Below are 15087 nucleotides of genomic sequence, written 5' to 3'. Positions count from 1 at the left end.
GTACCACTTCGTAATAAAATTTATATTTTCAAATTCTCCTCATAGAAGCAGAGGAATATTAAAAATAGATTTTAGATCGAACTAGTACATCTAAAGATGAGCCACTTCATAATTAAACTTATATTTTCAAGTTATCCTCTCAGAACCCAGAGGAGTTTTGAAAATAGATTTCGGATTGAAGTAGTTCAACTTAAAAAACAACACTATATATAGTGGAATGTTTTTCTAAATAATACTACATATAGTGCGAAAGTGTCAAATGTTTTAATTCGATAATTAAGCGTTAACAGTGGAATAAATTGAAAAAAATGAGTGGCTGTTAGTCTAACTAATGCTTATATATTAAGGAGTGTGAAGTGTTTAATTATTAATAAAATCTATATTAAAAAATTTTACGAGAATAATTTTTCTTTATTTAAAATCATGAACTTAAAAATTATTATTGAGAATTTGAATCATTTATAGTTTCAAATATGAAGTAGTTTAGGAATATATAAACTACTTCATATTTGAAACTTATCAAAATAAAGATTCGTAGAACCATCGAAATCTTTATTTTGAGCCTAAGGATTGAAGCAGTTTATCCGTTTAGAGGAATAGATATCCCAGTTCCATGAATTTGAAATATATTAGAAGTCATTTTAACTACTAATGGTGATTTAATTATTAATTTAGATTTTATTTGGAATTAGTCTATCTATATATAAAAATGTGTTTAGTTTTATATTTTCGGATATTAAAAATTGAGATTAGACTATAGCATTAACCCAGGACTATAATTATAAATATTATTGTCCTGGGTTAATTTATTGTTATGTTGTTTTAACTCTATATTCGCGTATAAATAATGCTTTAGCCTCTATGACTTAAGCTTCATAAAGGAGCCTGTTAAGGCAAGGGAATGTTAGGCTAAAGTCCCTAAAAACTAAATCCCTTGTGCATACATAGCTTCAGCAACTTTAATAAATCCAGCAATATTAGCTCCTATAACTAAATTATCTTCAAAACCATATTCACTTGCAGTGCTGCTGCATTTTTCATAGATGCCCTTCATTATTTCCTGAAGCTTAGAGTCTACTTCTTCAAAAGTCCAAGAATATCTCATACTGTTTTGGGCCATTTCTAGGGCTGAAGTAGCTACACCACCGGCATTAGCAGCTTTTGCAGGCCCAAAGATTATTTTGTTATTGATAAATAGATTAACTGCCTCCATTGTTGAAGGCATATTTGCACCTTCTCCAACAGCATAACATCCATTAGCAATTAAAGTCTTAGCAGAATTTTCGTCAATTTCATTTTGAGTTGCGCATGGAAGTGCTACATCGCATTTCACATTCCATATTCCTCTAAAGCCTTCGGTATAGGTTGCATTAGGGTGATATTTTACATATTCACTTATTCTCTTTCTTTCCACTTCTTTTATTTTTTGAATGGTAGATAGATTTATTCCATTAGCATCATAGATATATCCGTTTGAATCACTCATAGCTACAACTTTAGCGCCGAGCTCTGTTGCCTTTTGATTAGCATAAATAGCAACATTACCAGAACCTGAAATAACTACGGTTGCATCCTTAAAGGATTTTCCTTTTGCTTTTAAAGCTTCATTCATGAAGTAGCATAGACCGTAACCAGTTGCTTCTTTTCTAGCAAGGCTTCCGCCCCAGCCCAGGCCTTTTCCTGTTAATACCCCAGTGAACTCGTTGTTTATCTTCTTATACATACCATATAAATATCCGATTTCACGACCGCCAACTCCAATATCACCAGCAGGCACGTCTGTATTTTCACCAATATGTCTATTAAGTTCTAGCATAAAGCTTTGGCAAAATCTCTTTATTTCTCCATCCGATTTACCTTTAGGATCAAAGTCACTACCGCCTTTACCGCCACCTATTGGAAGACCAGTTAGTGAGTTTTTGAAGATTTGTTCAAAACCTAAGAATTTTATTATTCCGACATTAACTGATGGATGGAAACGAAGTCCACCTTTATAAGGTCCAATGGCACTATTAAACTGAACTCTAAATCCTCTATTTATATGTTCCTCACCATTATCATCTACCCATGGTACTCTAAAGATAATCTGCCTTTCAGGTTCTACTATCTTATCGAAGATTTTATCCTTTACCCATTCAGGATGTTTTTCAGCTACTGGTTCAAGTGACAAAAGCACTTCCTCCACTGCTTGGTGAAACTCAGGTTCATTTGGATTTCTTTTTATAATATCATCCATTACATGTCTTAAAATTTGCATTAAAATTGCCTCCTATTTAATTAGGTTATATTGATTATTATTGACATAATTAGTAGAAAGAAGAGATTTATATTATTAATTATAAAACTTATAAGCAATAGCTAAAGGGTTTCACTACGGAAACTTGAGTTAGGAATCCTGTATTAGGAGTAAAAATATCAATAATTTTCTTTTGAAGTTAGAAGATATAGAACGGTATAAAGCATTCACTTTAATTTATGCTAGTTTATAAGATATATTCTTTGAAATAGCATTAATCTAGCCTTTGATGCTTCAGATAGTTACTTATTTCTAAAGGCTTTAAGAGGTCTTAAGAAAAGTTTAAGAATTTGAGTTATCCTAGTTAGTTCTAATATAAATTAACTTTAAATAGTATATTAAAGTAAATTTATTTGGGAGGGAGAAGCGTGAGAAGAAAATCGGATAGAAAAACAAAACTGCATATTATTGCAATAGTAGTAGCTTTTATATTAAGTTTTTTTAATTTTGGTGCAGCAGGCGCAGTAAAAAAAGTTAACGCTGCGGAGCAAAATCAAGAAAAAAATCTAATTATTTTAATAGATAAATCATTAAGCATGAAAAAAACTGATCCTTTTGGATTGTCCTTAGTGGCTGGTGTTATGCTTATGGATACCTTAAGTGATAAGGTAAATGTGAATGTTTTGGGTTTTGGAGAAACGGTGACTTATGATAAAAAGCTTAGTGAAAAGCCTTCACGAGAAAGTTTAAAGACTTTTTTTCAGTCTATAAAGTTTGAAGATAAAGGTACTGACCTTAAGGAAGGTTTGAAGGAAGCTATTTCTCAGCTAGATGGAGTAACTGGGGATAAAGCAATTATTGTTTTGTCTGATGGCAAGGAAGACCCTGTTAATGGGATCACAGCAAGTCATGAAAGTGAGCTTAATTCCTTAGTTAAAAAAGCCTATTCCTCAAAGATAAAGATTAACACCATAGGACTTTCAAAGGATGTGGATCAAAATAGATTAAATTCCATTGCCTTTAATACAGATGGAGATTTTCTATATTGCGAAAACTCCGCAGAGCTTTTTAATGCATTTAGTAAGATGCTTGGCGATATGGAAGGCTTCTATACCATAGCTAATTATAATACTCAAAGTCAAAAAAGCCAGGAAATTAAGTTAAGTTCAATGATTGATGAGGTTATTATAAAGGTTGCTTCCTGTGAAAATAAATCCCCTTTAATTAGTGTTACTTCAAATGGTGAGGAGGTCCCAGCAGATAAAACTGGGGATACTTATAAGATTTATAGATTAAAAAATGACAGCGATAAAACCTTAAAGATAGATAGCAAAGACAATTCTAAGAATTCTGTTATTGTTCAGATAAAAAGTAAAGCAAGTATAAATATAAATGCAACGCAGACAACTCTAAGCATACCAAAAGGAATCCCATTAAAGTTTGATATAACAGTGGATAGTGATAAGAAGCTCGATGGAGTTTATCTTCAAAAGAAGGAGCAAGATAAGATTGAAAACCTTAATAATAAGGTAGGCGATGTTTTTAAGTATGAATTTAATAAGGACAAGCCTGGTCAATACCCAATTACCTTAATAGCTCAAGATGGAAACGGCGGTATCATTGGGGTAAAAGAAGTCGTTATACATGTTAATGATTATCCACCTTTTTATTATGAGTCCGAGCTACCTGAGAATATAAAACTGGGAGATAAAATGAAGCTAAAACTTGTACCTAGGGATGGTACAAAGGTTACCAGTTTAGGTGGAACTGTAGTAATAGATGATGGTACAGGAAAAAAAGAATATCCATTAAAAGTTGAAAATGGAGCTCTTTTAAGTGAGGTTCAGTTTGATAAAAAAGGAATGGTGAAGATCTCTACCAGCATAAATGGAGTAGTGAATAATGAAAGCTTTAGCTACTATCTGCCTTATGAAAGTCTTAATGTAATAGACAAGCCGTCCGTTGATATTGAAGACGTTACATCTTCTAAGAAAAATTATAAGCTTGGGGAAACTGTAAATTTAAATATAAAGCTAGGCAATGTCATATTATATGACAAAGAAAAAGTAGAGATTTTAGATGAAGATAAAAACAAAGTAGGAGAATTTGAAGTAGATCCAAAAGGACAAAAGGAAATATCAGTTTCAATAAAACCTATTAAAAATTCTAGAAACCTGAAGCTTTCCTTTAAGACTGCGGATGATGTAAAAGTAACTGAAAGTATAAGTACAAAATTAGTAATACTATCAGGTGCACTATTCTATCTAAACTTATTCAAGATTCCATTAATAATTGTAGTTACCTTGGCCTTAATAGCTTTATTTTTATACCTATTAGGGACGAGCTATTTTAAGAAAAACATTGAGAGCTATAGTGTGGCAAAAGAACTAGATTGCACTGTTGGTTCAAGAACTAGTTCAATAAATCTTTCAATGAATTTGCAGCAAAATACTATGTATCTAAACTTTAATAATAGACTTAAAGCTTTAGGCATAGATGATATAGATGACAATTCCATAGGATATTTTACTCTTAAAATAGAGGACAAACCTCAATTCCTACTTGGGTTGATCTATCTAATTAAGAAGGATAATATCTTCAAATTTAACTACTGCGGTACAGAACCACAGGAAATTCTACTTAATGATGAAGAGGTAGGAAGTGAAGTAGCCTACACACCAGGAGTGGAGGTGTCCTTAACTATAAAAAAAGAAAAAATCAGAGTTAGTTTTATGTGATTTATTAGTAAAACGCTATAATTACAATCTGGTTATGCTGATAGTTACAGTTGAAATTTAGGGGACGCCTCTGTGAAGCTCGTTTAAGTATGGTCAGAGTGGTACCTAAATTTCAACACAGGACACAAACATAACCTGAAATTTATTATATTTAGGAGGTATACAATGCGTAACATGGAAGTTCCAAAGGATATTATGCCCACTTTAGTTATTGGGCTCGGAGGTACAGGCTTTCAAGTTATTAAAAGACTTAAAAAGCTATTTAGTAAAAGATACGGTGGTAAAAAGCTGCCTATAAGATATTTGATAATCGATACAGACTTAAAATCTTTTTTAGATGATGACATAGATAACAATGAAAAGTGTCAGCTGAGATTTGGGGAAGGAGTTAAGACAACCTTAGATTGGGCTTATAAGAATCCATACTTTGATTGGCTTCCTAAAAATCCACCTATTACTCCTGATTTCTTTACCTCAACAGATCAAGGTGCAGGACTGATGAGACCTATCGGTAGAATGTACTTAGCTAAAAATGCACAGCTTGTATATGATACTTTAAACACTGCAAAGAACGATCTTGTGGATTTACACAAGGTATTAACAGATGTTGGAGAGGCTTATTTAGAAAATATAGACAGGCATAAGGTTTATGTAGTTGGTTCTTTGGCTGGGGGCACTGGTTGCGGTACTTTCTTAGATGTAGCGGTTATGTTATCAAAGGTATTTAACAGAGATAATACCAATATAATTGGCTTATTTACATTAGAAAGCTGCTATGATGATAAGCTTTCTTCAGACTTAGATGCCCAAAACAGAAGCAAGGCAAACTGCTATGCTGCACTTAAAGAATTAGAGTTTTTCATGTCTTCTATCACAAATCCAGATGATGAAAAATACTCTTTTAAATACACAAATATAGGTGAAATCAAGCTTGAAAAGAAGCTTTTTGATATATGCTACTTACTTGAAAATAAAAATGAGATGGGTGGAGTGTTGACAAATATTGAGGATATTTATGATTTATGCTCGCTTCAACTATTTCAAGAGGTTGGTACAAAGCTTGGATCTCAGTTAAGAGCAGACTATGCTAATTTTATATGTAAAGATAAGGACCCAGTATTAAAAAGAGATAGGCATTTTAGTACCTTTTCATCTTCCTCAATGGAGGTACCAGTAGAAAATTTAAGACGATACTGTGCTTATAGACTTACTTCTGAGATATTATCAAAGATATCTAATTCAAACGAAGAAGAGAGCCTTTATGAGATAGCTCAGAACTTAGCGCAAAAAATTAATGAAGCCTTAGAAATCACAGAAAGACTTAGAGATTTTAGAAGTAGTAATAGATATAGTGGGAAGAATTATACTGAGTTTATAGGCAAAAAAGCAAATTTAAAGAGAGTTGAAAATATCTCTAATGAAAGATATCAGGAATGGAAAAGTGATCAAGATACTATTAAAGAGCAAATAAGTGAAATCATTGGTGAGTTTATAAACGAAAAAGCTATAGAATATGGATTAAATAGCTTAAATAAAATACTTACTCAATTAAAAGCAAGCTTTGCAAGTGATTATGAAACCTATGTAGATTATACAAATAATAGCAGCGCTGATAGAGCAAGTATTGAAAATAATATGGATAACATTAAAGACAAGAAGGTTAAAAGTGGCAAGAGGGATGTAGATGGAAAACTAACTTCCGACTTTAATAAATTTATAGATCAGAAATTTGGGGAATTGTCATATAGGATACAAAAGAAGAAATATGATCTTGCAGGAGAGATTATTGATGACTGTAAGGCAAGCATAAATGCGGTAATCGGAGATATCAATGCTTCTATAGCTCAAGTCAATAATAGATTAAATAAGATTAACTACCAAGCAAATAAAAAGTACGGTGGCAATATTATTTCCAGAGAAATGATAACAAAGGAATTTTATGAACACTATTATTATGAGAATTTTGGTAAGAATCTCACAGAAAAAGTTGCAGCAATGTTTAAGGATATGAGTATTATTTCTGTTATTAAAGAAGGAAAAGACAGGCTATTAGAAATTTGCGAAAGAGAGTTTGATAAGGTTGATTCTAAGATTAATATAATGGAGATCTTAGAGCAAAACGCCAAAGATAAAAATATAAGTATAAATGACTATGTTAAGGAGCAGCTTGAGATAACATCTAAACTATCTAAGCCATTTTGGTCTGCTGTAAAAAATCCAGAGGTATCTTGGACTGAATGTTATTACATTGGAGCAATAAAGGATGAAAATATAACAAATGGCTTCACAATAAAACCACAAGAACCTATAGATAATTGGATCAGAAGTCAAACAGGAGAAAGATCAAGACAGGCAAGATATGTGGAAACAACAAATCCATACTCAATCGATGTAATTCATATAACCATGGGAGCTTGCGCAGGATATCTTCCTGATATAAAAAATTATAAGCAGTTTTATTTAAGACTTCTTTCCACAAAGGCTTATCCACTTCACTTAAATGAGTCATACATTGGACTTAGTGATTTGGATCTAGATACAGAAAAACTGATGGAGGATTACTACCTATCCTTAGCTTACGGATTAATAATAAATGTGGATGGCGACTTTGTTAAAAATCTTAGATATGGGGAAGGTTTCAAATATATCTATTCTTCTCCTTACTGTATTGAGTTTGAAGATAATATGGAAGAATGTATGGATTTCCCTAAAAACAAGGCAACCATAGATAAGAAGTTGATCTTAGGTACCTCTCAGCAAGAGGTTATTAATAAATTAGTACAAGACAAGCAGTTAATTAAATTAATACATGATTTTGTTATGTCCATAGAAAAGAGCTTTAAAAAGGAAGAATTAAAAGAGCATATGATAAAATTCATCTCAGATGAAGTAAATGAGAAGGATTTTATTGCTTATGAGAAGCTTAAATATAAAACATCATTATAGTAGAGGTGTTTTAAATGAATGAAGTATTTAATCCTTCATTAGTAATTTCTGCAGGGCCTTCTGGTAAAAAGGCCCTGGACTTTTTAAATAATATGCTCTTAGAAACACCTGCGCACTTTTTAAATCTAATAGAATGCTGTGATGTAGAAAGTATTGAGGATATAAAGAGTGAGCTTCAGGAAGTAGTGGATAATAAGCTTTTATCAGCTAAAAATCTTAACAAGCTTGTAGATTTGGGATATAAGGTTAGAAATGAGAATATTGAAGGAGTAAAGATAAATATTTATGTGCTTTGGGACATGTATAGTACAGAGATATCTGCCAGTGAACTAATTGAACTTATTTACGATCTGAATTACGGAAATGTAGATAAATCACAGTATTCAGGGGTGTCCTTATACATCATTCCAATAGCTCACAAGGAATGGGCGTATAATGAGGAAGAAAAATTAAGAGGTGTAAATAATTTAAGCACAATTGTAAAGCTCATTACTAAGCAGGAAAACATGATAAATATTGATTCTAAGATATATCTTCTTCACAGCATCTCAAAGGATGGTACCAGAATTTCAAAGGAAGAGTTAGAATATATAAGCTCTCATTTAATATATTTAAATATACTTCCGTCAAAACAGCCGCCTTTAGCCTATTTTAACCAAAGGATATTAATGCATGAAGGTGACTTTAAGATTGGTACCATTGGAATATCAGCTTTATCAGTTCGAAAGGACAAGATTTTGAAGGAGTTTTCAGGTTATCTTGCTTTTGATCTTATGGAACGGGCAATAAGCTTTGAAAAATATATTGATTACAGTCCATATGACAGCTTTAGAAATATTAAAAGCAATGTTCATATAAATGAACTTAAAAACGGAGTGCCACTTATAGATGGTGATGAACCTACACTAAAGCTCAATGAAGCCATAGAAGTTAATCTAACTGATAACATTTGGGAGTACCCTAGAATCATGAAAAACTGGGAAGGGGTATTTGAACAAAAATATCTAGGAGAAATAAAGAAAAAAATAGATAAAAGTTCCATAGAAATTGTAGATAGAGCTAAAGAGGCAATAAATAGAGACTTAAATGAAGTATCCTTAGGTTATAGTCTAAAACAAGGAGAAAACTTCTTACTTGATTTATTAAAAAATGCAGAAGAACAGTCTACAGGTTATGGAACTAAGGCACCTAAGGACATAAGTTATTTAAACGAAACCTTGAAAAAGAAGGTTTATAACTATCCAAATTACATTGGATTTATAGTGAAGATAGTTATTCTTATAACCTTTTTGCTATATTCTTCAAATAACCTGGTTTTTCCTTATTTTAATTTAGTCATGAGAATCATATATATAATCCTATTAATAGGGCTAATATCCTCACTTACTTGGTTAGACTATAAATATAAAGTGAAAAAATTTAATGATTTCATAAACACTTATATAGATGAAGTTTATAAAAGTTCCGGTATCTTAGTTAAGCAATATATGGAGAATAAATTAGCGGAAGTTCAAAAATCTATAATAGATTATATAAATGAAAGAATTGTGGAAGTTGATGAAGGGATAGAGAATTGCAAAAAGGTAAAGTCAGATATTTTAGCTATAACACAATGTAGTAATTTGGATGACGAAAATCTTATAACCAGCTTGCTTGATTTTAAAGATAGAAGAAGGTTCTATGAAACTCAAAGTAAAGATCTTGGAAGCATTTACTCAGGTCTTGCAGCAAAGCTTTCGGATCTTAAACAGTTTAGGGAAAAACTCATAAAGGAAACCATAGAAGAATATGCTTTAGAAGCTTCAAAAAGTTATGTAGCTTTAGACTTTTATGAGTTTTTAAAATTCAAATACGGGGAAAACTTAAATGAGGGAATCTCAAGCTGGATTGATAAAGGAGTGATCAAGTCTAAAGAATTACTCCAATATAATAATAGCCGAGAGTTAGAAAAACATGGTATTTTTGTAGCAACCAAAGGTTTTGTAGAAGCTACAAAAGACGTTCTAAACTCAAAGCTGAGCGGATATGAGATATCTACAATTGATGGAAAAGATATTTTTATTGATAGCATATCCATAGTAAAGCTTACTTTAGGAGTGGAGCTTAGCAGTATAACTCCATTTATGAATATAAAGGAGGGTGACAGTATATGATAGAGATTATTGCTTTGTTCTTAGTTATTGTATTCTATGTGATCCCTCTAAACCTACTGGTATATGTGCTTTGTGTAAAATTTGCAGATTATCTTTTAAAAACTTTCCCAAATCCACCTTTTAAGTTTTTGCTATATATTTCTTCAGATTATTTACCGCCTACAATCTATTTGGTAAGCTTTGTGATTCTATTTTTACTGCTTTATTTTTTGTTAAGTAATGTAGTAAGAAAAAGTCTATTCGTATTTAAAAATATAGATATAAGTCAGTGGAGCTTAATTAAATATTCCAAGGGGCAAAGCTCTATAAACCTAGCAGCAAGAGTTCTTATTTGTCTATCATTAGTTGTGCAGATCTTTTTTAAAGTAATAGATATTAAAATCATGGTACTAGGTGTATTATGTTTATTATTTATATTTAAAGAATTGAAGCCTAAGAAAGTAATAAAAGACTTAAAGAGTGACATAAAACAAGAGGAGAATAATGAGAAGAAGGAACTCGCTGAAGAAGTAGGAGAGGATTATATTGACTTTAACTGGAGCTACACTATAGATGCTTTAAATATAAAGAAGCCTATAGATTTTAAGATAAGCTTTAAAAAAGGAGATAACCACCTAGTTCAAGATGAAGAAACACAGCTAGAGATTGAGAAGAATATTAAAGATTTTGGAGAACAAATTAAAGGCTTATGTGACCTAAACGGCCTGGATAATTTTCAAAAAATTTCAGTAGTTTATTCCCTAATAAGTAAATTTAAATATAAGACAGATGTGGATGATAAAACTTTTACTCTGCAAAAGCCTTCTGAGACCTTAGAAAAACAGGAAGGTGATAACTATTCCTTAGGAGTTTGTACTGCTGCTATTATAAGAGCTATGGGTATAGAAGTTATAGAACTGAAGATTCCATTAAAAGATGGACAAACTAACCTTGCTCTTGCGGTTGAAGGAGCAGACGAACTAGTAGGTAATTATTATACTAATGATAACAAACAATACTTTTATTGCGAGCTAAAGGAAGATAACAGCTTTAGAATTGGAGAAGTGCCAAGCATCGATAAATAATTGTTTGTAGCTTATTAAAGATGAACTACTTCAATCCGAAATCTATTTTCAAAACTCCTCCGGGCTCTGAGAGGAGAATTTGAAAATATAAATTCAATTATGAAGTGGTTCATCTATATGCTTATCATCATAATATATAACAAAAACAAAATATGGTGATAGCATGGATAAAATTATAAACATAGAAGATATTATATTATTCAAAAAAGCCTGTGAGATTCTTAAAGAAAACAAAATATCTTTCAATGAAGATAAACTTAAAAATGATCCTGAGCTTTGTAAAGCGGTAATAAGGATGCTTGATAGGTATGAGTAAAAGGTAGATGCGAAAAAAAATCGATGAAGTTACTTTCTTCATCGATTTTTTTATAAATTAATTAAAATCATGTATATACCTTCAATAACTGCTTAAACTTAATATGTATTAAGTTTAAGAAAGGAATGATCATATGCCTATAGATAAAAACCTTGCGCACACAATAGCTAAAATTATAAAAGATGAGGACGATCAGATAATATTATATGAATTAGATAATGGAGAAAAAATTTCAACAGGTGAGGCTGTTATGTTTGCAAAACAAGGAGTACTTAAAGATGTTGAAATAGCCAAAGCAAAAAATGGATCAGAGTATCTTAAATGTGTATCAGAAGATGGCAGTGAGCCAAACAATATATCTGAGACACATTTGAAAAGAGATGAACAAGATTCAAGGCAGTTCTTCCAATAATAAGGTTGAAGATGATTATTTAATATTATGATACTAAAAAGCAGCTTGGACAATAAAATAGACCCTATAAAATAGACAGTTAAAAAAACGTGCAAGACACGGTTTTTGATTGAATCTATTTTATAGGATCTTTTTTTATTGTAAACTATTTTAAAGGGGTTGATTATAATAGGGAAAAACTATTTTACAGATGAACAACTAGAAAATCTATTAAAGAATCCTTACGTAAAGAGCGCCAGCTCAAAAGCCATAACATACACCGAGGAATTTAGAGCACATTTTGTATCAGAATATGAATCCGGTAAACCACCATCAGAGATATTAAGAAACTGTGGTTTTGATACTATTGCTTTAGGAAAACAAAGAATTGATAACATATCTCGGCGCTTTAGGAATATGAGCAAACGCGAAGATGGATTTAACGACATCAGAAAAGGCTCATTTGGACGTCCATCAACAAAAAACTTACCCCCAGATGAACAAATTGCACGCTTGCAGCAACAAGTTGAATACCTAAAACAAGAAAATGAATTTTTAAAAAAAATAAATTTTCTAAACCAACAGGCTCAATGGAAGCACAAGCAAAGCCAGAAGAAAAGTTCAAAATAATTCAGCAAATGATTCAACGAGATAATAACTTGTTGAATATAAGCTGGCTGTGTGAATGTGCAGGTGTGTCTAGATCAGGTTATTACAATTGGATTTCTTCACAAGAAGCGAGAAATAGAAAATATGAACAAGACAAAAAAGATTTTGAAATTATTTTAGCTGCCTATCGGTTTCGGGGCTATGACAAAGGGAAACGTGGCATTTACATGCGGTTATTGAATATTGGAATACGAATGAATCAGAAAAAAATAAGCCGGCTTATGAGAAAATTTAATTTAAGATGTCCTATACGAAAAGCAAACCCGTACCGCCGAATGGCGAAGGCTTTAAAGACAAGTTATGTTGCGGAAAATCTTCTTAATCGTGAATTCAAGGAGCATGGCCTGATAATGGTGTTATTAACAGATATTACATATATGTTCTACGAAAATGGGGAAAAAGCTTACCTTTCAACTATCTTGGATGCTTACACAAAACAGATTTTAGCATATGTCTTAAGCGACTCTCTAGAAGTTGATTTTGTACTTAATACAGTAAATATACTGGTACGTGATCACGGTATTTCCTTAACAAAGGAAACCATAATTCACTCTGATCAGGGAATACATTATACTAGTATTAAATTTCAAGATCTTATAATGAAAAAAGAAATTAGGCAATCAATGTCCAGGAGGGGAAACTGTTGGGATAATGCCCCTCAAGAATCTTTCTTTGGACATATGAAAGATGAAATACACATTGGTAAATGCTGTACATTTGATGAACTTAAAAGTGAAATAGACAACTATATGGACTACTATAACAATGATCGATACCAATGGAATTTAGCCAAGCTGTCACCAAATCAATATTTTAGATATTTAGAAACTGGTGAATACCCTATAAAGGTTTAAAATCTCTCATCATCCGATGAGGTACGAAAGCCATTATTAAGTAAATTCCTTGCACTTTCAAGCATAAAGTATATCGATAAATTTAAAGGCACTGGTAAAAAGTATCTAAATGAGATACAATACCAGTGCCTCTGTGTCATATCGCCTCCATGACACAAGGATATTTAAAAAATCCCACTCTTTCTAGTCCGTTTTTTTCAAATGTCCTTGACAAAGGGGCCACTTTACAATGAGATCCAGGCTGCTTTTGTTTTATAAAAATAAAAGTTCAAAAGCAATTGGAATTTATTTTAGCATTGACAAAAGAAAGCATTACTTATATTATTATAGACAAAGAGAGTCTGTAATACCTTTTATATGTTCTAGTCAAGAGGAGAGAGGATATTTCATTTTTATCAGCGACTTTTTTATTGCAATCAAGGAAATAGTAAAATTGGAGCATTATTTAATTGTGTATGTTTCTATTTGTTGATTAAGGTTTATAAATTTTTCACAGCTTAATTATAGATATAAAATATCTGTAATAGCAGGGATATAAGAAAAGCTAAACGTGAAATTTAGGAGATAATAATATTGTAATAGATATATATAAAGTTCCTAACTCAACTATTAATTTATGCATGCCCGGAAATCCCCAGAAGCCGGGATTTTCGAACAAGTGTTAATTAAGTTTCGATATAGGAACTCTTTACTTACAAATAATGTTTAAGCATGGTTCATTAAAATATACGTTAAAGGAGATTTATATATGGGAGAATTTTGGGAAGATAGTTTTGTAGAAAAACAAATGATGTGGGGAGAGGAACCTGCAGACTCAGCAATTCAGGCGAAGGATTTTTTTCTTGAGAATAAAGTAAAAGAAATACTTATCCCTGGTATTGGGTATGGAAGAAATGCAAAGATTTTTTTAGATAATGGGATTGATGTAGCAGGAATTGAGATATCGCAAACTGCTATTGATTTAGCAAGAGAGAATGGAATGGATATTCCTATATATCATGGTTCAGTAACAGATATGCCCTTTGATGACAAACTGTATGATGGAGTATTCTGCTACGCACTTATCCATTTATTAGATAAAGAGCAAAGAGCAAAATTAATTCAAGATTGCTACAACCAGCTAAAGCCTAACGGATATATGATTTTTACTGCTGTGTCAAAAAAAGCTCCTATGTATGGGAATGGTAAAAAGCTAAGTGAAGATTGGTTCGAGACAATGCATGGCGTAAGGTTATTTTTCTATGATGTTGATTCTATAAAAGAGGAGTTTGGAAAATATAATCTAGTAGAAGCATCAGAAATAGATGAACCGAATAAGGAGAGACCTGGTAATCACTCAATAAATTTCATGGTTATAAAGTGTAAGAAGTAGGGTAAGAGCAGTTTATATGAATGTCTATATTTAATAGTATTGTTTAAATTAATTGGTTATACAGGAGACGCTATATGAGCTAGCTATTAGAATTAAATGATTTTTTCAGATGGAATGGCTCTAAAAAATCGCTAATTGCTCTTAATTAGCGATTTTTTTACGCATCTGCCTTTTCTGAACGTATGTGAAGAAATTCTGGCAGGCGATATATTTTCATTTTTTACTTTTTAATCATATAGCCTTTTTATTTTCTTAAATTTAAAATATGAAAGATTTATAAAAAGTATGAATTATTAAAAAGTAAAACTGTACTGTTCGAACGTAGTGAGTTTACAGTTTTAGCCATGG

At 31.6% G+C, this 15087-nt stretch carries 8 protein-coding genes and 1 pseudogene; 8 read left to right on the top strand and 1 reads right to left on the bottom strand.

Translation table 11 applies throughout. The features are described from left to right. Positions 1 to 925: 925 nt before the first annotated feature. A complete protein-coding gene (gene gdhA / locus bsdtw1_RS12950) occupies positions 926 to 2257 on the bottom strand; it encodes an NADP-specific glutamate dehydrogenase (RefSeq protein WP_183277978.1) in 1332 nt (443 codons plus the stop codon). A gap of 407 nt (positions 2258 to 2664) precedes the next feature. Here gdhA and bsdtw1_RS12945 point away from each other — a divergent pair, with 407 nt between their 5' ends. The 8 genes and pseudogenes from bsdtw1_RS12945 (at position 2665) to bsdtw1_RS12910 (ending at position 14739) form a co-directional block, all read left to right on the top strand. Next, positions 2665 to 4974: a VWA domain-containing protein gene (locus tag bsdtw1_RS12945; RefSeq protein ID WP_183277977.1), complete on the top strand. Its 2310-nt coding sequence runs from the start codon at positions 2665 to 2667 to the stop codon at positions 4972 to 4974. A gap of 165 nt (positions 4975 to 5139) precedes the next feature. Continuing rightward, positions 5140 to 7920: a tubulin-like doman-containing protein gene (locus bsdtw1_RS12940; protein WP_183277976.1), complete on the top strand. Its 2781-nt coding sequence runs from the start codon at positions 5140 to 5142 to the stop codon at positions 7918 to 7920. 14 nt (positions 7921 to 7934) lie between these two features. Next, positions 7935 to 10073: a hypothetical protein gene (locus bsdtw1_RS12935; RefSeq protein WP_183277975.1), complete on the top strand. Its 2139-nt coding sequence runs from the start codon at positions 7935 to 7937 to the stop codon at positions 10071 to 10073. Further along, the gene (locus tag bsdtw1_RS12930; protein WP_183277974.1) at positions 10070 to 11137 is read left to right on the top strand and encodes a hypothetical protein; all 1068 of its coding nucleotides are present in this window, start codon (positions 10070 to 10072) and stop codon (positions 11135 to 11137) included. Before bsdtw1_RS12935 ends, bsdtw1_RS12930 begins: the two co-directional genes overlap by 4 nt. Before the next feature lie 163 nt (positions 11138 to 11300). After that, the gene (locus bsdtw1_RS12925) at positions 11301 to 11453 is read left to right on the top strand and encodes a hypothetical protein (protein ID WP_183277973.1); all 153 of its coding nucleotides are present in this window, start codon (positions 11301 to 11303) and stop codon (positions 11451 to 11453) included. Positions 11454 to 11586: 133 nt separating this feature from the next. Further along, on the top strand, positions 11587 to 11865 hold the full coding sequence (locus bsdtw1_RS12920) for a DUF3892 domain-containing protein (RefSeq protein ID WP_183277972.1): 279 nt from the start codon (positions 11587 to 11589) through the stop codon (positions 11863 to 11865). A 168-nt stretch (positions 11866 to 12033) separates the two neighbouring features. Beyond that, positions 12034 to 13367 (top strand): annotated as a pseudogene (locus bsdtw1_RS12915) (IS3 family transposase). Positions 13368 to 14115: 748 nt separating this feature from the next. Beyond that, a complete protein-coding gene (locus bsdtw1_RS12910) occupies positions 14116 to 14739 on the top strand; it encodes a class I SAM-dependent methyltransferase (RefSeq protein ID WP_183277971.1) in 624 nt (207 codons plus the stop codon). Positions 14740 to 15087: the final 348 nt, after the last annotated feature.

The sequence above is a fragment of the Clostridium fungisolvens genome (assembly GCF_014193895.1).
Lineage (GTDB): Bacteria > Bacillota > Clostridia > Clostridiales > Clostridiaceae > Clostridium_AR > Clostridium_AR fungisolvens.
The sequence above is the reverse complement of the archived record's forward strand: the minus strand, read 5'-3'. Positions and strand labels throughout refer to the sequence as shown.